Source organism: Psychrobacter glaciei (assembly GCF_014652895.1).
In the GTDB taxonomy this organism is placed as follows: domain Bacteria; phylum Pseudomonadota; class Gammaproteobacteria; order Pseudomonadales; family Moraxellaceae; genus Psychrobacter; species Psychrobacter glaciei.
On the sequence record NZ_BMZR01000001.1, the window covers coordinates 657,723 to 677,622 of the forward strand.

Genomic DNA, 19,900 nt, shown 5'->3' on the forward strand with positions numbered 1-19,900 from the left:
TATAAAAGTGGGTGCAATAGTAAGCGATTGAGCATACAAACTTTAGCATATAGGGGTCTCTATGTTATCTGATTTTTAATAGTGAACGATTGGTTTTCATAAATAAAAGTTATCTACACCGCAAATTTTTTCGCGCCGAGCACACAAGCTAATGCTCCCAATGTACTTATTACCATGCCAAGACTAACGGTCTCATGTAGTAATCCTGCTGCTAGCATAAGACCCATAAAAGGCTGTAGCAACTGTAATTGCCCAACAGCAGCAATACCCCCTAATGCCAATCCACGATACCAAAACAAAAATCCGATGAACATACTGAACAAAGACACGTAGAATAATCCTGCCCAAGCGGCAATGTTGATGCCTGTGAATGTCTTTGGCCATGTTAGCCACGTGACGGGAAGTAGCATTGGTAATGATAAAACCAAAGCCCAACTAATCACCTGCCAGCTGCCAAGGGTGCGTGATAACCGTGCGCCTTCTGCATAACCTAGAGCACAAGCGATGACAGCGCCTAGCATTAGTAAGCCTCCCAACAAAGGCGTATGGCTACTACTCATAGCCGCGTAACCAGCGACAAAGGTGCTACCTAACAAGGCAAATAACCAAAATAAAGCGGGTGGGCGTTCATCACCGCGCCAAACGGCAAATATAGCAGTGAATAGCGGTAATATTCCTAAAAATACAATGGCGTGTGCCGAGGTGACATGCTGTAAAGCCAGTGCGCTTAATAAAGGAAAGCCAATGACCACACCTAGAGCGACAATACTTAGAGCGGGTAGGTCAGCCTTGGTGGGTGGGTGCTGTTTGAATATTATTAAGACGGCGATAGCGAGCAACGCGGCTAACGTCGCACGCGTTCCAGTCAAAAATAGAGGGTCAAAACCCATTACTGCTAAGCGGGTAGCTGGTAAAGAGCCTGCAAAGATAACGACGCCGATAAACCCATTCATCCAACCTTGAGTTGTGTTTTTCATAAACCTACCACTGTATTTTTTATACGTTGATTAAAGCAAATGTTTGGTAGGTTATCTACGTACAATACAGTACAATTATACCGAACTGTTTGGTGTCAATGGCCCATACAGTATGAAGCGTATTTACTAAAGGTAGGCTGGTATTACTAGGTTTCATTATTGAAACCAGATAAATGCTATTTTAGATTTATCTGACTTTGAGCCAACTCACGGTAGCCAAGCATAATAAATTTTTCGGCGAAGCATGACTTGGTAAAGCATAAATAATGGCATGGTAGAGAATAGAGAATAGAGAATAGAGAATAGAGAATAGAGAATAGAGAATTATGAAAATTGGATCGACTCGTATTGAGGTGGTAATAGCGGATGTAAAGGCAAAGATTGCTACTGTCATCTACCTGCCCGGTACACGTTTGCCTTCGGTACGCGCTGCTGCTAAAAATCACAGTTTTTCACCGTCGACAGTCGTAGAAGCTTATGAGCGGCTGCAAGCTGATGGGGTTATATACTCGCGTCCGGGTGCTGGATTTTACGTTGCCGAGTCTACACTGCCACTATCCTTGGCAGATATTGCTCCAAAGCTTGATCGAGCCGTAGATCCGTTATGGGTGTCGAGGCAATCGCTTGAAACTTCTGATAATGCTTTGAAGCCAGGATGTGGCTGGTTACCGCCTGACTGGCTATATGAAGAAGGTATGCGTCGCGGATTGCGTAGTGTGGCAAAGGGCAGTGCGAGTGTGATGAGCGAGTATGCCACGCCATTGGGATTATTAGAATTGCGCCAACTACTTACTAGGCGTATGGTAGGTTTGGGGATAAACGCGGAACCGTCGCAGGTCATGTTGACTGAGTCTGGTACGCAGGCCATAGATTTGATTTGTCGTTTTTTATTGACACCAGGTGATACCGTAGTCGTAGATGATCCTTGTTACTTTAATTTTCATGCGTTATTAAAAGCACATCGGGTAAAGGTGGTAGGAGTACCTTACACCTCTACTGGGCCGGATGTTGATGTATTCGCTGCAGTATTAGATGAGCATAAGCCGCGCCTTTATATAACCAATGCCGCGATACATAACCCTACGGGCGCTACATTGTCACCAGCCACAGCTTATAAAGTGTTGCAACTGGCACAATCCGCTGGGTTATATATCATTGAAGATGACATTTTTGCTGACTTTGAGATTACTCCAGCAACTAGGTTGGCAGCATTAGATGGTTTATCGCAAGTATTCTATATCGGTAGCTTTTCTAAAACCTTATCTGCATCATTGCGCTGCGGTTATATTGCGGCACCAACTGCTTGGGTAGAGAGTCTATTAGACTTAAAAATAGCCACAGGTTTTGGTGGTGGGCAGTTGGCGGCAGCAGTGGTTCTATCTGCACTGACAGATAGTGGTTACCGAAAACATATGAATGCTATGCATCTACGCTTGGCAAAAGCACGCTCGCAAACGTTACCACGCTTGGCTAAATTGGGTATAGTGCCCTGTCTATTACCACAAGCTGGCATGTTTCTTTGGTGTCAGTTACCTGATGGTAACAACGCGGCTGAATTGGCAAACGCTTGCTTAGCAAAGGGCGTGTTATTGGCTCCGGGCAATGTCTTTAGTCAAGCTCAGAACGCTGAGCATTTTATGCGTTTCAATGTCGCACAAGCATCAGATGCTAGGATCTATGAAGTGTTGGCTGAGTCATTGGATTAAGAGATTGAGTCGATGTGTGCGCTGAATGAATTGACATAAAAAAAGCCAGCAACACAAGGTTGCTGGCTTTTTATAGACTGAGTCTAACTATTTCAAAGATTACTCTTCAGAATAGTTGTCATTCTCGTCTGTAGCTTCTTCAGCTGTATCTTGGTCATCGCCATCTTCAGATAGGATAGTGACTAAGATGCTAGCAGTAACGTCATGATGTAGTTGAATATCAACATTATATTCGCCCACTTGACGTAGTGTGCCTTCAGGTAGCTTGATTTCAGCACGGTCTACTTCTAGACCTGAGTTAGTCAATGCTTCAGCGATATCACGAGTACCGATAGAGCCGAATAGCTTGCCTTCGTCACCTGATTTAGCACGCATGATAACATTAACGTCAGTCAATGCATCAGCACGTTCTTGAGCAACAGCTACTTCTTTCGCTTCTTCAGCTTCAAGTTCGGCACGACGTGTTTCGAACTTTTCAATGTTAGCTTTATTAGCAGGTAGAGCTTTGCCCAATGGGATAAGAAAGTTACGTCCGTAACCTGGTTTTACATCGACAGTTTCACCGAGTTTACCAAGGTTGACGATACGCTGTAACAAAATAATTTGCATGAGTCATTCCTAGTTAACGGTTAACCCTGATGGTTATCAGTGTATGGAAGTAGCGATAAATAACGAGCTTGCTTGATAGCAGTAGCTAGTTGACGCTGATATTTAGTAGATGTACCGGTAATGCGGCTTGGTACGATTTTACCATTATCACTGATATACTGTTTTAGCAATTCAACATCTTTATAATCGATGTGAGTGATGCCTTCAGCAGTGAAACGGCAGAATTTGCGACGGCGATAGAAACGTGCCATGAGTATTCTCCTTTAATTAGTCTTCACTGTTGTCGTTGTCGTCATTATCGTTTTCACGACTGTCTGGACGACGAGTAGTTGCTTTGCGTGCGCGTTTTTCATCGGCATTCTTGGCTAACTGCGACTCTTCAGTGACAGCGTCGTCACGGCGCATAACTAGACTACGAATGATCGCGTCGTTATAACGGAATAATTCTTCAAGCTCAGCCAAAGTCTCACCGTCAGTTTCAATGTTGAAAAGAACGTAATGAGCTTTGTGAATCTTGTTGATTGGGTAAGCCAGTTGACGACGGCCCCAATCTTCTAAACGATGGATAACACCGTTGTTGTCTTGAACTAACTTGATATAGCGTTCAACCATGCCGACCACTTGGTCGCTTTGGTCTGGGTGTACAATTAACACCAGTTCGTAATGTCGCATTATGACTCCTTACGGATTAGTAGCTATTAACCCTATGTTAATAGCAAGGAGATTTATAAGGTAAACTGTATTCCCATCAAATATAACAAAATATAATAGGAAAAAAGCTTAGTTTATAAAGCGCCGTATTATAACAGTACGCAACGATTAACACAAAGGTTAATCGTTGCGTAGCTGCCAATAAAAATATGAAAACAGTAAATTTCTCTGTATCAATGATCTGTATCAATAAAAAGCCACGATGAAATGCTACTTTTTTAACATCATCTAAGACTTAGTTTTGATAAAACGCTCAAAACGTTGTTATTTTACTTTGGGCTGTTTTACCAATTGACTGCTATCTGCTTTTACCACCAACGTTTTGGCAAGCTTGTCATGCCAGCCGATATTTTGCGGGCTTTTTGAGGCCATATAATAATGAATGGCGACAATCACAAAACCTAAAAAGCTGGTGAATGAAAACAGTAAGTTGTAAATAATAAACAACAGCAAAGTACGTGTGCCGATAAGCTTGATAAAAGAAGGCAGACGATGCGTGGTTTGATCCACGACGCGAATACCTGTAATCAGCTTGCCCAGTGATTGACCACGCATGGTGATAAATACTAACTGTAACGCAAACAAGCCAAAAACCATGACTTGCGATATCATCAATGTGCTGCTAGGAAGGCTCTCCATCAGCGTCATTGAATATTGATAAGCGGCATCCATGTCTTGGATATTTTGAAACTTGCTATAGTCTACATCCATTTTGGTTAACGCTAATCCAAGTGGAAAGATGGCTAGCAAGTACAATAAGCCATTGAGCGCAGTTGCCAATATGCGTGACATGATCGGGGCTAGTACTACATCGCCAACGACTTTATCTTTGGCTGTGATATTCTTATTAGCAGCCGTTTTATTTAATGACACATTATTATGCGGTGTGTGATGACGGTTGCTGGTCATATCTGCTTTGGCATTGTCTTTTGGACGTTCAGGCTTACCATATAGTCGGTCTAACGACACGCTTTTTCCGTCTTTAGTGCTACTGGTTTCAGTATCTTCGGGAAACACAGTGACATTATTGACAATAGAGTCATTAACCTCAGGGCTGCTAATGCTAGTAGGTCGATAAACCCCTTGATTGTTCGTCAAGTTGCCAACTTGCTGCCATTGGTCTAAGCCTTCGTGCCAGATCAAATCATCCAGTAAAACCTCACCAGACGCCAGCATAATATTGAGCTGATCCAAATTATATGGACCGGCTTGTACGTTATTTCGAGCTAAGAAAATCTGCATAATTGCCTGCATAGTTAGTCATATATTAAGTCGCTACTGTAAGACATAGTATTAGGGTCTATTCAAGATTTTTCAAATAGACCCTAATGGTTGTATCTTCAATGACTGTGTGAATTACCGCTGTGACTTAAATTACGGCTTACTTTGCTTCTTCACCAGCTAAGAAGAACCAAGTATCTAGTACTGAGTCAGGGTTCAATGACACTGAGCTGATACCTTGCTCCATGAGCCAGAATGCTAGATCTGGATGGTCTGATGGACCTTGACCACAGATACCGACATACTTACCAGCTTTGCGGCAAGCATCAATCGCCATAGACAGTAACTTCTTAACAGCAGGGTCACGCTCATCAAATAGATGTGAGACGATACCTGAGTCACGGTCAAGACCAAGCGTTAACTGGGTCAAATCGTTAGAGCCGATAGAGAAGCCATCGAAGTGTTCTAGGAACTCTTCTGCTAATAACGCGTTGGTTGGTAGCTCACACATCATAATGATGCGTAGGCCGTTCTCACCACGTTTTAGACCGTTTTTCTCGAGTAACTCAATAACTTGGGCGGCTTCGTCAACGGTACGGACGAATGGAATCATAATTTCGACGTTGGTCAGACCCATCTCATCACGTACGCGCTTTAGGGCTTTACACTCAAGCTCAAAGCAATCACGGAAGTTATCAGAGACATAACGACTGGCACCACGGAAGCCCAACATTGGGTTTTCTTCTGACGGCTCGTATAACTTACCACCAAGCAAGTTAGCGTATTCGTTTGATTTAAAATCTGACATACGAACGATAACTGGCTGATCCATAAAGGCAACCGCTAGTGTTGAGATGCCTTCGACCAATTTATCAACATAAAAGTCAACAGGTGAAGCATAACCAGCGATACGCTCTTGGATTGCTTGTGATATCTCACGTGGCAAGCTGTTCATGTTTAGCAAAGCTTTTGGATGCACACCGATCATACGGTTGATGATGAATTCAAGACGCGCAAGACCAATACCTTCGTTCGGCATTTGGGTGAAAGAGAAGGCGCGATCTGGATTACCAACGTTCATCATAATCTTGAAGGCAAGATCTGGCATAGATTCAACAGAGTTGGTCTGTATTTCAAAGTCAATTTGGCTTTCATAAATGAAACCAGTATCACCCTCGGCACAAGAAACAGTGACATCTTGACCATCAACCAACAGCTCAGTTGCATTACCACAACCGACGATAGCCGGTACGCCAAGCTCACGGGCGATAATAGCTGCATGACAGGTACGACCACCACGGTTAGTGATGATGGCAGAGGCACGCTTCATGACTGGTTCCCAATCTGGATCGGTCATGTCTGATACGAGGACGTCGCCGTCTTGTACTTTGTCCATCTCGTTTAGGTTGCTAACGATACGTACTTTACCCGCACCAATGCGTTGACCAATTGAGCGGCCTTCGCACAAGATTTTTGCATCAGTTGTATTGATGATATAACGTTCCATGACATTGCTGTCTTGGCGGCTTTTTACGGTTTCTGGACGGGCTTGAACGATAAAGATTTCATTGGTATCGCCGTCTTTTGCCCATTCGATATCCATCGCTTGACCGTAATGCTTTTCAATGGTCATCGCTTGCTTGGCAAGTGAGGTAAGCTCTTCGGTAGATAGCGAGAACTGCATGCGATCTTGTTTTTCAACATCAACGGTTTTGACAGACTTAGTCGTACTGCCTTCATCACCGTAGATCATTTTCTTATGCTTGCTGCCTAGGTTACGGCGAATAACCGAAGGCTTGCCATTGGCGAGCAATTGCTTAGAGATATAGAATTCATCTGGGTTAACCGCACCCTGTACGACCATTTCACCTAGGCCATAGCTTGAAGTGATAAAGACCACTTGATCAAAACCACTCTCTGTATCTAGCGTGAACATCACACCAGCAGCACCGGTCTCTGAGCGTACCATGCGCTGTACAGCAGCAGACAATGCAACGCCTTCGTGCTCAAAACCTTTATGTACACGATAAGAGATTGCGCGGTCGTTATAAAGAGACGCAAATACTTCTTTAATGGCAATCAGAACGTTATCAATACCGCGAATGTTTAGGAAAGTCTCTTGCTGACCGGCAAATGAGGCATCTGGCAAATCTTCGGCAGTCGCAGAAGAACGGACAGCAACCGCGATGTCATCGCCGCCACTCATGGTTTCAAATGACTGACGCACTTCTTGCTCTAGATCGCTTGGCAGCTCTTGCTCAATAATCCACGTACGAATTTTTTTACCCGTTTCTGCAAGTTTTTTTACATCATTAACATCTAATGTTTTTAGCTCGCTGTTGATTTTGTCAAGCAAGCCAGTTTCGTTCAAAAAACGGTTAAATGCATTTGAAGTGGTGGCAAATCCGCCTGGAACACTAACACCCAAATCAGACAAATGGCTGATCATTTCACCTAATGAGGCGTTCTTACCCCCGACCATCTCAATGTCGTCTTTTCCTAGCTGATCAAGATTGATTACAAGTGCTGTAGATTGCGCTGCCATGATAACTCCAGAAAATAAGGTTATTTAGTAAAGATTATAACGGTCAATTATACCCCTATATTTGGATAATTTCGAGACCTAGAACCAAAAAATTCGTCAAAAAGATACAAATTGTCGGGTTTGCTACATAATTTACGTCAGCAGCCTGACGGTTTTACTTTTAAGACCGAGCCAAAATGTCAATGCTACCGAAATAATAGGGTGCCATAATTGTCATCAAAACCCCTAAATATGAGTAAAATCTGTCCAAAAGTACTACTAGGATTTTTACCACTATATATAGAACATAATATTGGGACTTATATTGGGATTTATATTGGGACTTACATAGTCAATAAAACGAAATTGTGCAGGACAATATCGAAAGAAAGAGCGGGGTGTTTGTCGTCGCTTATCGACAACATTGATTTCTATTGAGCTTCTATTATGCGTATAATGAAAAGTGAAACGCCCTGCGCGAATAATTGAATCAATCATTAAAATATGATGACTGATCAAAAGACAGTCAAAAAAATAAGCCAGTCACAGGCCAATATTAGGGTTTCAACCGAGGTATCAAAGTTATGTACTCAAGCAATCTATCTGAACAAAATAAGCCGACGATACAAAATCATGATGCGTTGAACTTAGACAATTCGCAAACCATAAGAAGTGCATTTTTTATCTCTGATGGTACGGCTATTACGGCTGAGACTCTTGGACGTGCTATTTTAAGTCAGTTTGCTTCCGTTCCTTTTGAGACGCGTGTACTGCCTTATGTCGATAGTTTAGAGCGCGCCGAAGACGCTGTTGAGCAAATTAACATGGCTTATCAACGCGATGGTGTGTTGCCTTTGGTATTCGATACCATTGTTAACTCTGAAATTCGCGAAAAAATCAACTCAGCGACCAGCTGTAACTTAGATATGTACGAGGGTTTGATTGGTCGTGTTGCCGAAGAGACTGGGGTGGAGCCAGATGGACACTCAGGTCATGCACACGATGATGTCGATTCCGAAACCTATAAGGAACGTATCGACGCGGTTCATTTTGCCTTGGACAATGACGATGGCGCACGCACACGTCATTATGACGCGGCCGATATTATTCTGGTTGGAGTCTCACGCTCGGGCAAAACCCCAACGTCATTATATCTAGCCTTACAATTCGGTATCCGTGCGGCCAACTATCCTTTGACCGAAGATGATTTGTACGACAATCAATTACCAAAAGCGTTGCGTGAGCACAAAGACAAATTGTTTGGCTTGCTCATTGATACCGATCGCTTGGTCAAAATTCGTCAAGAACGCCGTGCAGGCAGTCGTTATTCAAGCTATCAGCAGTGTCAGCAAGAGCAGCGGGCGATACAAGGTATATATATCACGCACGGTATTCCTAGCTTAGACGTCTCAGAGATGTCGGTTGAAGAAATTGCCACACGTATCTTACAGATGACGGGTCTTAAACGCCGTATTGGTTAATGCTAATGGCTAATAAGACGTTAGCGTTGACAAAAATAATTTGTACCATTTTATATAGAACAATTTCACTCAAAACAATGCCTTTACCATATAGAGAATATTATGAGTTCATCTTATAAGTCTAGAAAGACACCTTTATTACTTACTAGCCTGTTATTAAGCGCGGCGACTTTGCTTAGTGCTTGTCAAACCTCGCCATTTGCACGTGAGCCGGTACCTGAGCCCCGTTATGTTCCAACGATTGTGTTGGGTGAAGCGCAAACGCTTACTGTCATGCCAAATCGTGTGGCGTGTGCTTCAGCATTACCGATGCAGTGCTTATTGGCCAAATCGAGCAAAGATGGCAGCGTGTTTCAGATTCCTTATGATTGGATCGATGATTTTAAACCGAGCCTTGGTACCGAGTATATAATTAGTGCACGTCCACAAATAGATGAAGGCAAACAAAGCTTGACAGGGCATTGGACATTGCAAAACATCCTATCACAACGTATGGTGGGCACTCCTTAGCAGCATGACCCTGACGCATCTTTGCATTGATTCATTCATAGCCTAAAGACAGACAAACAAAGAAATAAAGAGGACACAATGGGAAGCAAAAATACTAGCGATGCTACCAATGACACTGGTGAAGACATTCATACCGAAGTATCTAATAAAAAAAGCGGCGCCGCGCCAAATCCTGAACATACGGAAGACAAAAACAAAAAAGAAAAAATCGAACAAACACATGAGCAAGTCACCGACGACATCATGCACCACCCTGACTTGGTCAATCCGCTAGACGATACCCGTATTGATGTAAAGTCAGGATTTACTAGAGACTCTGAGCGTATCAAGGGCGACAAGCATCAGTTTGAATATGATGCGGTGGTGTTGGGCGCGGGTCCCGCTGGTGAAGCGGCCGCCATGAAGCTTGCTAAATCAGGCAAGAAAGTCGTGGTTATCGATCCGCGTGAGCAAGTCGGGGGCAACTCTACTCATGTCGGCACGATTCCGAGTAAAGCGTTACGCCAATCAGTATTTAACTTGATTAACTTTCGCCGTGATCCTATGTTTACCAAGGCGATGGAGTATCACCAAGTACCACTAAACAAGGTGCTTGCGAATGCTCGTAAAGTGATACGCAATCAAGTTAGCACCCATACTCGCTTTTATGAGCGCAATCAGATTGAAGTGATTCATGGCTGGGCAAGCTTTACCGATGCGCATACCATTCGTGTTGAGCTTGATGAAAATGTCTTTGAAACCGTTACCTTTAACAAAGCCATCATCACTGTTGGTAGCCGCCCTTATCGTCCTGAGATTTTAGATTTCAATCATCCGCGCGTTTTTGATTCGGATAAAATCCTGCAAATGGATTATGTGGTCAAAAAAATCATCATTTATGGTGCTGGGGTGATTGGCTGCGAGTACGCCTCTATCTTTACCGGTCTGGGCTACAAAGTCGACTTGATCAACAATCAGGGCAAGCTGCTCAGCTACTTAGATAGTGAAATCAGTGATGCGCTAGCGCATGATTTTAGACAATTTGGCGTCCTTATCCGCAATAACGAAGAGATTGATCATCTTGAGACTCACGATGACTGTGTGATTTTGCACTTAAAGAGTGGTAAAAAAATCAAGTCTGATGCGATTCTTTGGTCTAACGGTCGCTCAGGTAATACGGAAGGCTTAAACTTGGAGGCTATCGGCTTAGAAGCCAATAGTCGTGGTCAGCTAAAAGTGGATGATACCTACCGTACTGATATCGAAAATATCTATGCAGCTGGCGATGTGATTGGCTGGCCATCTCTGGCTTCTGCTGCTTATGACCAAGGTCGCTGTGCGGCAGCCTTTATGGTTGGTGATAGCGACGCAGAGCCAGTTTCGAGCGTTCCTACTGGTATTTATACCATTCCAGAAATCTCCAGTATCGGTAAGACCGAGCAGGAGCTAACGGATGAGCAAGTACCTTATGAAGTCGGACAAGCCTTCTTTAAGCATCTCGCTCGCGCCCAGATCATCGGTGAGCGTACAGGGGTATTAAAGATATTATTCCACCGTGAGACCCTTGAGATATTGGGGATTCATTGCTACGGCAACCATGCCTCAGAGATTATCCATATTGGACAAGCGGTCATGAAGTGTAACAATACGCTTGAGTACTTCGTAAATACGACCTTTAATTATCCAACGATGGCAGAAGCCTATCGCGTCGCGGCGCTAAATGGTCTTAACCGCGTATTTTAAACGGTTGTAAATATTGAAATAATAATAAAAAAGCGCCTAACGATATCGTTAGGCGCTTTTTTTATTGTGTATTCCATCCTAAAATGAATTCACCAAAAAGGTTTTTTTAACTCTGTTTTAGAACGAGACTCACACAATAAGGCTGACAAAACGAGACTAAAAAACAATCACTTAAAAGGCAATTACTTAAACAGTCTGAGTTTTAATAGTCTCAAGATAGCTTCTGATATTGCTAACGTAGTGCATCGCTTGCCCATAACGGCTGTTGGACGCTCTATTTTCAGCAAGGTAAGCATAGATATTTGCCCAGCTTTTGTCATCAATACCCTGAGCTCTCAGTTTACGTTGAATGCTTTTTACCGCATTCGGACCCATATTATAGCCAGCAAGGGCAAACCAAATACGGTCAGTTTTGGGTACATCGGCAAAGTCTGACTTCATTTGCTCTAAGTAACGTGCGCCACCACCAATGCTTTGATAAGGGTCGACGCGATCTGAGACGCCCATGGCTTTTGCTGTATTGTTGGTCAGCATCATGAGCCCGCGTACACCTGTTGGCGATACCGCATTGGCGTCCAGATGTGACTCTTGGTAACCCATCGCCACCAGCAACTCCCAGTCGTGATTGTAGTTGCGCGCTTGCTCTTCAAACGAGGATTGATAATCAGGCAGTTTTTCCGTAAGCGTTCTTTGGAAGTGATCCTGACTATAAGCATCTTTTAGCAAGTTCTGATTATAAAAAGCCGCTAGCTTTTGGGTGTTTTCAAGCTTGATACTGTCGCATAAAAAGTAACTGGCTTTTTGCGATAGCGGATCATTGGCTGAATTGAAAGTCCAGCTGACCTTGGGATGTAAACCGTTTTTGGTCAAGCTGGCATCATAACCGCAGCTAACATTGACAGAAGACAAATTTAGCTGGCTTTTGAGTTGGGTGCTGGCTGTCGTCAACGCCATATCAGCATTACCTGATTTCACCGCTCTGAGAGCAGCTTTTTCACTGGCATAGGCTTTTAGATTGACATCTACGCCCAGCTCATCAGCATAGGTACGTACCAGATCATAACCGAAGCCGTGCTGAAAACCATCCGTCGCAAAATAAGTGCTATCTCCAGGGACAGCGGCGATGGTCAAGGTATTCTCCAGCATGACATGATCATAAGTTGGCACTTGTGAATCCATGGTAGTAAAACTCTCAGCTGGTAAAGAGAGCAGGGCAATACTAGAAACTTGTGCCAGTTTTTTGGTTCTGGCAAAACGACTTGAAGTAACAGGGTTAACGGATGTAACGAGGTTACTTTTAGTGTTCAGTAGGCGTTTAGATGGACGCAGTAAATATGAGATACGGCGTTTGGCCCCTTGCGCAGATACTTTTACACGATAAGTAATACGCTGCATGGATGTCTCCTAGTTTTAGCCATCCTTCTTACCGCAAAAACACGTACGAATATATGACCATAATATTGACATATATCGATATCGCATCTTAAATAAAGTCGCACCTTTTCATAGGAAAAATGCCACTCTATCTTGTTTGACTATAGCGCCACTAGCGTACTCTCTCTAAGAGTTAGTGGGGTAGTTTGTCGTCAGCCAGCTATCGGTGCGTCATCAAAGCGTTCTAAAATAATGTTTTTATATTAATTTTAAAAACTGGACGCACAACGACACGAAGGATATAAATCAGATGATTCCTTCATCGATAACTAAATATGGCTAGTGGCCAAACAACTATATGTCAAACACAGGTAAGGTCATGATTAAGTCATTGAGACAAAGACATCGTGCAAAATCTTGATGTAATCATTTGCTAATTAAGCAAATACATTCATCTGTTTTTACGATGCTAACTTTAATGGCTGGCTATACCTTGACTCACTAGTAATAGGATAGCTGGCTGCTAAAGTTTTTTGTCCAGCAATAAGGGTAAGTAAAATAACCAAGCTTGATAGTTTGTGTCGCTTTTTATCAAACAGGTGATTTAATACCATCATCGCGACACTAAAAATAAAAAAATACCATGTTGCTAAAATATATAGTGCAAACATAGTATTTCAATGGATAGCAGTTTAAAGCCTTATCACTTATAGCATGATAAAGTCTTAAATGACTACCAGCATTATTTTAGTGCCATAACCGGAAGCTGTAATAAATGGGAAGTTTCATGACAAAACGTTCTTTCTTCAAGTACTAATATGCGGTTATATAATGGATTATTCAAGTTAAGTTAAGAAAAGAGCGATAAAACTTAATAATTGGACTATAGACGGTAAGAAATGCCCTCATTATTGCTACGTTGGTTAAAACTTGATTAACCTACTTAATATTATGGGCTTTCTTACACTATATGTTTCAGTTACTACTGAGGTGGTTTTATAACGGCTGAATTTAATGACTAACTCTAATTACTAAGCTGGGTTATCGATGTCAATAAAAGTCACTGGCAAACCAAATTTCTGAGCAACTATCTCACCTAGCGCTTGAATGCCGCCACGTTCGGTTGCATGATGACCACAGGCAAAGTAATCAATACCAAGCTCGCGCGCGATATGCGTGGTACGTTCTGATATCTCACCAGAGATAAACGCATCGCAGCCCATCGTGGCAGCTTGTTCAATCATATCTTGCGCGCCGCCCGTACAAATACCGACACGTTTGATAGGCCTATTATTCTCTGCATCTTTACTAGAATTATACTCGGCGGCGATATGTAGCGGTGTACGCCCTAATGCTTGCGTAATTGTTGCAATGAGACTATCCGCGCTTTGCGGTGTGCAAGTGGCGATGTTGCCAACAGGATGTGACTCAGCAGGATAGAGCGCACCAGTAATCGTCATATCTAACATGTCAGCGAGTCTTGCATTATTACCAGTGATCGGATGCGCATCAAGGGGCAAATGATAGCCAATCATAGAGATACCGTGCTGCATCAATTTACGGATACGTCGACCTTTCATACCAGTGAGAGGGGCAGGTTCGCCTTTCCAAAAATAACCATGATGTACCATGATGGCATCGGCATTGTCAGCGATGGCAGCGTCAATCAAGGCCTCACAAGCCGTTACACCGGTTACGATACGCTGGATCGGACGTCCACCATCGACTTGTAGGCCATTTGGCGCATAGTCTTTAAACACACTAGCGGATAAGTAGTCGTCACAGAACTGTGTCAATGTCTGGACGCTGATGTTTTGATTATTCGATTCAGCTGTCGTATGATTTGCAGTCATTATGTTTTCCTATCGTTAATGAAATATGTGCAGTAAAGTGCAGTCGATCAAGCGAGCAAAAATTATGAGTTATTTGTAAGGGCTGTTTTTAGTTTAATTCTTTATCAGAGTTATTTTAACATGCTGGTGTAAGCAAACAGATAAGCTGGATAACTGAAATGGTACACGATACGTTACTATTTAACAGTATTGCGGTTATAATTTATACATGTGAGTCTGCCTAGCTGATGGAGCAATTGATCACACGATTAATGGGTCAATAGCAGCCCAGTAGTTACCATTGGCTCACTTCGTTTTTCACTGTCTGTGTGCATTAAATTTATAGAGGTTTTATATGTCGTCATCCCGGAACACCAATAACAAGGCGTCTTTATTAAAATGGTTACCTTGGGTCTTATTGCTGCTAGTGTTGGCAGCGTTTATCTGGTTGTTCACGAGTATGAAGTCGACGTCGGAGGCCACGTGGGAGCCACCAAGAACCCCACCTGCGGAGCAGCAAGCGTCAGAACCAGTTGCAGATACGCCAGCACCTATCTCTTCCTATCATAATGCGGTTGCCCGTGCCTCGCAATCCGTGGTCAATATCTATACTACCCAGACGATGGCAGAGCATCCGTATATGGATGATCCTATCCTGCGCCGGTTCTTTGAAGATCATAGTGGGCCTTCCCAAGACCAAGGGTCAACCAACTTAGGTTCAGGCGTGATCGTATCAGAAGATGGTTATATCGTGACCAATGCTCATGTGATCGAAAAGGCAGATGAGATCACAGTCGCGTTTAACGATGGTCGTAAGAGCCGTGCCAGAGTCATCGGTACCGACCCTGATAGCGATTTGGCAGTGATCAAGGTCGATATGACAGGATTGACCCCACTTGGCTTCCGCGAAAATCCTATTCGCGTGGGTGATTTGGCACTGGCGATTGGTAATCCGTTTGGTGTCGGTCAGACCGTGACCCAAGGTATTATCTCAGCGACTGGACGTACGGGTCTGGGTGTCAATAAGTTCGAAGATTTTATCCAGACTGATGCCGCGATCAATCCAGGTAACTCAGGCGGTGCGCTGGTCGATGCTCGCGGCGAGTTAGTGGGTATCAATACGGTTATATTCTCGCGCTCTGGTGGCTCGATGGGCATTGGTTTTGCCATTCCAACAGCGCTGGTTGAGCAAGTAATGAATGCTTTGATTAAAGATGGCAAGGTCAGTCGCGGCTGGCTAGGTATCGAGATCCAATCACAGCTACGTGATCCAACGCAGCTTGAGACCTCAACAGGCGTAGAAGTGCTAAACGTCATCGATCAAAGTCCAGCGGCGAAGAGTGGTCTACGTGTCGGCGATATCGTCCTGACAATCGACGGTGTGGAAATGACAGATGCCAATACTTTGATTCAGTACGTTGCTCGCAAAGCGCCAGATACTGAGCTTGATGCACAGATACTACGCCAAGGTAAAAATGCCCAAGTAAAAATAATGCTAGAAGAGCGCCCAGCACAAGAACCTGTCGAACGTCCTGTCGTCCTACAAGAGGGAAGCATAGGCGGAATGGAAGAGGGCGAGATGCCCGAGCGAAGCATTCAGAACGATGAAGAAGCGCCCATGATGTCAAAGGCTGAGCGTGATCGTATGCGTGAAGAGCTGATGAAGCTGTTTGAACAAGACACCGCAGCACAGTAATTTGTCATAACCATGTGCTGATTCATAATGTGTTTATGAGACAGCATATTCATTTAGCTAATAGACTAAAAAAGCGCGCTATCTTATATAGATAGCGCACTTTTTTTGTGCTTACTTTCTCTACTTTACGATAGGCTCATGATTGATATGGATAACGCCTTGCACACGGCAACAGCAGGGCAGTATCTCATCCTCGTCAATCATCGCGAGTGGCTCAAATGGATAGTCGACCGTATGTGAGCTGGCGATACGTTTGACTCGGCAACTCCCACAATAGCCCTCGCGGCATTGATAATTAACCTCATGTCCGGTGCGCAGCAGTCCATCGAGCAGACTCTCATCGTCATGCAAGTAAAACTGCTGCTTACTGGTCATTACCCACGTCATAATTCATCCTATTTGGATTTGACTATCTTGTATCTTGCTGCTATATCCTACAGCCATCGAAGCGTAAAATACTATTAATGCCTAAAGTACTGTTGACGCCTAAAACACTATTAAAGCGTAAAACTATTACAGCTCAAATTTTACAGCTCAAAGCTCTTATAATTCAAAGTCATCAAAGTCGCTGTCTGATAAGTCTGAGTCAATCTGACCAACCAAGTAAGAGCTGATTTCAGTCTCTTGCGGTGCTACTTGCACATTATCAGACGACAACCAAGTATTGATCCATGGAATCGGGTTTGATTTAGAGTTCGGGAACACGGCTGGCAAGCCAACCGCTTCCATACGCAAGTTGGTGATGAATTCAATATACTGGCACAGAATGTCTTTATTCAGACCAATCATCGAGCCATCTTTAAACAGATAACCTGCCCATTCTTTTTCTTGCTCGGCAGCCTTGCGGAAGATCTCGATGCTTTCTTCATAACACTCTGCGGCAATCTCGACCATCTCAGGATCGTCACGACCATTGCGCATGAGGTTAAGCATATGCTGCGTACCCGTCAAATGCAGCGCTTCATCACGCGCGATCAGCTTGATGATTTTAGCATTACCTTCCATCAGCTTACGCTCGGCAAAGGCAAACGAGCAGGCAAATGACACATAGAAGCGAATGGCTTCTAAGACGTTGACCGCGACGATACACAGATACATCTGCTTTTTTAGTGATCTTAAATCGACAGTCACTTCCTCGCCATTGACGTTGTGCGTACCAGCGCCATACAAGCTATATAGCTGCGAGTTACGGTACAGATCATCGTAATATTGGGCAATATCAGAGGCACGCTCTAAGATGTGCTCGTTTTTCATAATGTCATCAAAGATAATATTTGGATCATTGACGATATTACGAATGATATGGGTGTAGCTGCGTGAGTGAATGGTCTCAGAGAATGACCATGTTTCAATCCAAGTCTCTAGCTCAGGGATAGACACGAGCGGCAATAGCACCACGTTTGGGCTACGACCTTGGATAGAGTCGAGTAGGGTCTGGTATTTGAGGTTACTCAAAAATATATGCTGCTCATGCGAGGACAGGTTGCCAAAGTCCATACGGTCTTTTGACACATCGACTTCTTCTGGACGCCAAAAGAACGACAGTTGCTTTTCGATTAGTTGCTCAAAGATAGGGTGCTTTTGTTGGTCATAGCGCGCTACGTTGACTGGATTACCAAAGAACATCGGCTCTTTTAGCGCATTGTTTGGTGTCTGTGAAAAAATCGAGTAGGTCATGAGACTGCCTTTATAATTGATACGGTTATTGATTTATATAGTTGTGACTGGCTTTCATTCGATTGTATTACAAGTTTTCTAACGATATCTGTGAGGACTCTTGTCCATCGTTCATATAGGCTTTGAATATCTCGCTCAGCTCACTATCATCTAGTGCTTCTAATTCATCAAGTGCGCTTTTACGTAGGGTACTCACATCAGACTCTTCTGCTGTTTTTAAGTCTTTTTTAGTGGCTCTTAATGCTGGTTTTTTGGCTGCTTTTGCCACGGTTTTTTTGGTAACGGTTGCCTTTGGTGCGACGTTTACACCTAACTGCTGACGCACCTCTGCAATATCAACCTCGACTTGTACGATATGCGAGCCACCATCGTTTAGGTCTGAAAATACGTTTGGGATAAACAAACCACCGTCTTTGATGATTGCGGTATATTGCACATGACCTCCGTCGTTTTATTCTGTCTGTATGTTTTGATTATATCGGTAAAGCCAAAGTATTTTAATTAATAAGCCAGCCATTATTATTCGCGATATTTTCAATTAATCCGAGATGTGCACAATCAGCATGTTTCTCGAAATATTGACCGATATCCATTCTAATTTCGCTAATCAAGCCTTTAATCTGTTGCCAATTTAAATAGCTGATAAAGTCTTCGGGCTTACTGTTATTTATGTCGAATGACTCTTTAAATAGCATCGGCGGATGGTAGCGTTTGCAATCATCTGGCGACTCACCAACGACTTCCATAAATATACAATAACTTCTATCGTCATCTGCGGTGAATCTTAATTCAAGCGAGCCACCATCACGGTAAATTATTGCACTAGCTGAGCTTTTATAGCTAATTGATAAAGGTGGCTGCATTTTTATCCAATCTACTTGAAAATTTATATATCATCAGTGCGCTGGGCGCACCCTACGACTAGTTTTTAATGTCAAACTGGTCTTTTAGGATTTTTATAAGATATATAAATTGGGTGTCGTCATCAGGTATTAACTTTCTAAATTTTAAAATATTTCTCCTATCAAGAAATATTTTACTGTCTATCATTATCTCATGGGTTTGGTTAATTGTACGGTCAAACTCACCGATTTTCTTAGACCATCTATCAAGTTGACTGCTACTTAAGGAACTGATATTTAGGTTCAATAGCTCATCCAAAGGGTTTTTGAAGTCCTCAGCATACACTCTCAGATTATTCTCATTATATAAAAATGCTAAGCCATCAATAGTGCCTATAGGTATCTCTTTATACCTTGATGGTGCTTTCACTCCACTAGTCTTTAAGGTTTCATATTCTTTTTTGCTAAGCTTTATAGTCTTATAAATAGTAGGGTTTCTGTTTTTCACCATAAGCTTGATCATCTCAAGGATAGATGAGGGACAGCCTTTTGAAGCATGAGTAAAAAACTGCTGCAGCTTATGAATATGACTAATCTTTCCATACGTATTTTCTGTAGCTATTACTTTTTCAAGGTATTGGTTTGAATTACTCTTGAAGCTTGCTATTTTTTCTTTCGCTTGCCTATCTCTATACTCTCTGTTGAAATTTTTCTCTAAAGTTTGGAAGCTAACACCAAAGTGATTTTTACCACATATATGTCCTACGTTTGTTAGCTTGCCTGTGTCAGTTTCAACAATATACCCATTATTATGAGCTGTGCCACAGTTTGAGAGTCCACACTTTCCTTTGGTCGGAAGCGTATACTTATTAATAACTCTTTTCAGCTTTTCCTTTGTAGGATCTAAAGAGTCAGTGTAATTATTCATTGTGAAAATATCTTGCCAATCGTTAATTTTCACATGATATTTTTCATTAACTAGCATCGTCAAATTGTTATTCCTCTTAGCCACTTATAC

Annotated in this window: 18 protein-coding genes; 5 read left to right on the top strand and 13 right to left on the bottom strand. The window is 42.9% G+C overall.

The genetic code is table 11. The features are described 5' to 3' along the window. Positions 1-113: 113 nt before the first annotated feature. Positions 114-977 (bottom strand): DMT family transporter, encoded by an 864-nt coding sequence (locus IE130_RS02765; protein WP_189581361.1) that lies wholly within the window; start codon positions 975-977, stop codon positions 114-116. A gap of 326 nt (positions 978-1,303) precedes the next feature. Here IE130_RS02765 and IE130_RS02770 point away from each other — a divergent pair, with 326 nt between their 5' ends. Then, a complete protein-coding gene (locus tag IE130_RS02770; protein ID WP_189581365.1) occupies positions 1,304-2,683 on the top strand; it encodes an aminotransferase-like domain-containing protein in 1,380 nt (459 codons plus the stop codon). 99 nt (positions 2,684-2,782) lie between these two features. Here the strand turns inward: IE130_RS02770 and rplI are convergent, their stop codons facing one another. The 5 genes from rplI to ppsA all read right to left on the bottom strand — a co-directional run bounded on the left by rplI (position 2,783) and on the right by ppsA (position 7,769). Continuing rightward, positions 2,783-3,292, bottom strand: coding sequence for a 50S ribosomal protein L9 (rplI, locus tag IE130_RS02775; RefSeq protein ID WP_010198811.1), 510 nt, complete (start codon positions 3,290-3,292; stop codon positions 2,783-2,785). Positions 3,293-3,312: 20 nt separating this feature from the next. Continuing rightward, positions 3,313-3,543, bottom strand: a complete 231-nt coding sequence (gene rpsR / locus IE130_RS02780; protein ID WP_010198808.1) for a 30S ribosomal protein S18 — start codon at positions 3,541-3,543, stop codon at positions 3,313-3,315. A gap of 16 nt (positions 3,544-3,559) precedes the next feature. After that, positions 3,560-3,964, bottom strand: a complete 405-nt coding sequence (gene rpsF / locus IE130_RS02785) for a 30S ribosomal protein S6 (protein ID WP_010198801.1) — start codon at positions 3,962-3,964, stop codon at positions 3,560-3,562. Positions 3,965-4,267: 303 nt separating this feature from the next. Beyond that, on the bottom strand, positions 4,268-5,257 hold the full coding sequence (locus IE130_RS02790; protein WP_189581367.1) for an RDD family protein: 990 nt from the start codon (positions 5,255-5,257) through the stop codon (positions 4,268-4,270). 127 nt (positions 5,258-5,384) lie between these two features. Beyond that, positions 5,385-7,769: a phosphoenolpyruvate synthase gene (gene ppsA, locus IE130_RS02795; protein WP_189581369.1), complete on the bottom strand. Its 2,385-nt coding sequence runs from the start codon at positions 7,767-7,769 to the stop codon at positions 5,385-5,387. 563 nt (positions 7,770-8,332) lie between these two features. On the opposite strand from ppsA, the gene ppsR reads away from it, so the two are divergent. The 3 genes from ppsR (at position 8,333) to sthA (ending at position 11,461) form a co-directional block, all read left to right on the top strand. Then, a complete protein-coding gene (ppsR, locus tag IE130_RS02800; RefSeq protein ID WP_227669839.1) occupies positions 8,333-9,229 on the top strand; it encodes a posphoenolpyruvate synthetase regulatory kinase/phosphorylase PpsR in 897 nt (298 codons plus the stop codon). 102 nt (positions 9,230-9,331) lie between these two features. Next, positions 9,332-9,739, top strand: coding sequence for a DUF4377 domain-containing protein (locus tag IE130_RS02805; protein ID WP_010198794.1), 408 nt, complete (start codon positions 9,332-9,334; stop codon positions 9,737-9,739). Between the two features lie 78 nt (positions 9,740-9,817). Then, positions 9,818-11,461 carry a Si-specific NAD(P)(+) transhydrogenase gene (gene sthA, locus IE130_RS02810; protein WP_227669838.1) on the top strand — a complete coding sequence of 548 codons (1,644 nt, stop codon included), beginning with the start codon at positions 9,818-9,820 and terminating at the stop codon, positions 11,459-11,461. A 186-nt stretch (positions 11,462-11,647) separates the two neighbouring features. On the opposite strand, the gene IE130_RS02815 is transcribed toward sthA, so the two are convergent. Then, entirely contained in the window at positions 11,648-12,856 is a 1,209-nt protein-coding gene (locus IE130_RS02815) for a transglycosylase SLT domain-containing protein (protein WP_189581371.1), read from the bottom strand. A gap of 1,010 nt (positions 12,857-13,866) precedes the next feature. After that, a complete protein-coding gene (locus IE130_RS02820; RefSeq protein WP_189581379.1) occupies positions 13,867-14,688 on the bottom strand; it encodes a Nif3-like dinuclear metal center hexameric protein in 822 nt (273 codons plus the stop codon). Positions 14,689-15,022: 334 nt separating this feature from the next. Here IE130_RS02820 and IE130_RS02825 point away from each other — a divergent pair, with 334 nt between their 5' ends. Further along, positions 15,023-16,363: a S1C family serine protease gene (locus IE130_RS02825; RefSeq protein ID WP_189581381.1), complete on the top strand. Its 1,341-nt coding sequence runs from the start codon at positions 15,023-15,025 to the stop codon at positions 16,361-16,363. A 120-nt stretch (positions 16,364-16,483) separates the two neighbouring features. Here IE130_RS02825 and yfaE read toward each other — a convergent pair whose 3' ends face one another. The 5 genes from yfaE to IE130_RS02850 all read right to left on the bottom strand — a co-directional run bounded on the left by yfaE (position 16,484) and on the right by IE130_RS02850 (position 19,873). Continuing rightward, positions 16,484-16,750 carry a class I ribonucleotide reductase maintenance protein YfaE gene (gene yfaE / locus IE130_RS02830; protein ID WP_110922985.1) on the bottom strand — a complete coding sequence of 89 codons (267 nt, stop codon included), beginning with the start codon at positions 16,748-16,750 and terminating at the stop codon, positions 16,484-16,486. Positions 16,751-16,906: 156 nt separating this feature from the next. Beyond that, the gene (nrdB, locus tag IE130_RS02835; protein ID WP_189581383.1) at positions 16,907-18,040 is read right to left on the bottom strand and encodes a class Ia ribonucleoside-diphosphate reductase subunit beta; all 1,134 of its coding nucleotides are present in this window, start codon (positions 18,038-18,040) and stop codon (positions 16,907-16,909) included. 67 nt (positions 18,041-18,107) lie between these two features. Continuing rightward, positions 18,108-18,476, bottom strand: coding sequence for a hypothetical protein (locus tag IE130_RS02840; RefSeq protein WP_189581385.1), 369 nt, complete (start codon positions 18,474-18,476; stop codon positions 18,108-18,110). 61 nt (positions 18,477-18,537) lie between these two features. Next, positions 18,538-18,903, bottom strand: a complete 366-nt coding sequence (locus IE130_RS02845; protein ID WP_189581387.1) for a hypothetical protein — start codon at positions 18,901-18,903, stop codon at positions 18,538-18,540. Between the two features lie 58 nt (positions 18,904-18,961). Next, positions 18,962-19,873 carry a hypothetical protein gene (locus IE130_RS02850; RefSeq protein WP_189581389.1) on the bottom strand — a complete coding sequence of 304 codons (912 nt, stop codon included), beginning with the start codon at positions 19,871-19,873 and terminating at the stop codon, positions 18,962-18,964. Positions 19,874-19,900: the final 27 nt, after the last annotated feature.

Excerpts from the sequence above, each read along its gene's own strand:
- IE130_RS02765 (WP_189581361.1), bottom strand. The coding sequence starts at position 977 with ATGAAAAACACAACTCAAGGTTGGATGAATGGGTTTATCGGCGTCGTT.
- IE130_RS02770 (WP_189581365.1), top strand. The coding sequence starts at position 1,304 with ATGAAAATTGGATCGACTCGTATTGAGGTGGTAATAGCGGATGTAAAG.
- rplI (WP_010198811.1), bottom strand. The coding sequence starts at position 3,292 with ATGCAAATTATTTTGTTACAGCGTATCGTCAACCTTGGTAAACTCGGT.
- rpsR (WP_010198808.1), bottom strand. The coding sequence starts at position 3,543 with ATGGCACGTTTCTATCGCCGTCGCAAATTCTGCCGTTTCACTGCTGAA.
- rpsF (WP_010198801.1), bottom strand. The coding sequence starts at position 3,964 with ATGCGACATTACGAACTGGTGTTAATTGTACACCCAGACCAAAGCGAC.
- IE130_RS02790 (WP_189581367.1), bottom strand. The coding sequence starts at position 5,257 with ATGCAGGCAATTATGCAGATTTTCTTAGCTCGAAATAACGTACAAGCC.
- ppsA (WP_189581369.1), bottom strand. The coding sequence starts at position 7,769 with ATGGCAGCGCAATCTACAGCACTTGTAATCAATCTTGATCAGCTAGGA.
- ppsR (WP_227669839.1), top strand. The coding sequence starts at position 8,333 with ATGTACTCAAGCAATCTATCTGAACAAAATAAGCCGACGATACAAAAT.
- IE130_RS02805 (WP_010198794.1), top strand. The coding sequence starts at position 9,332 with ATGAGTTCATCTTATAAGTCTAGAAAGACACCTTTATTACTTACTAGC.
- sthA (WP_227669838.1), top strand. The coding sequence starts at position 9,818 with ATGGGAAGCAAAAATACTAGCGATGCTACCAATGACACTGGTGAAGAC.
- IE130_RS02815 (WP_189581371.1), bottom strand. The coding sequence starts at position 12,856 with ATGCAGCGTATTACTTATCGTGTAAAAGTATCTGCGCAAGGGGCCAAA.
- IE130_RS02820 (WP_189581379.1), bottom strand. The coding sequence starts at position 14,688 with ATGACTGCAAATCATACGACAGCTGAATCGAATAATCAAAACATCAGC.
- IE130_RS02825 (WP_189581381.1), top strand. The coding sequence starts at position 15,023 with ATGTCGTCATCCCGGAACACCAATAACAAGGCGTCTTTATTAAAATGG.
- yfaE (WP_110922985.1), bottom strand. The coding sequence starts at position 16,750 with ATGACGTGGGTAATGACCAGTAAGCAGCAGTTTTACTTGCATGACGAT.
- nrdB (WP_189581383.1), bottom strand. The coding sequence starts at position 18,040 with ATGACCTACTCGATTTTTTCACAGACACCAAACAATGCGCTAAAAGAG.
- IE130_RS02845 (WP_189581387.1), bottom strand. The coding sequence starts at position 18,903 with ATGCAGCCACCTTTATCAATTAGCTATAAAAGCTCAGCTAGTGCAATA.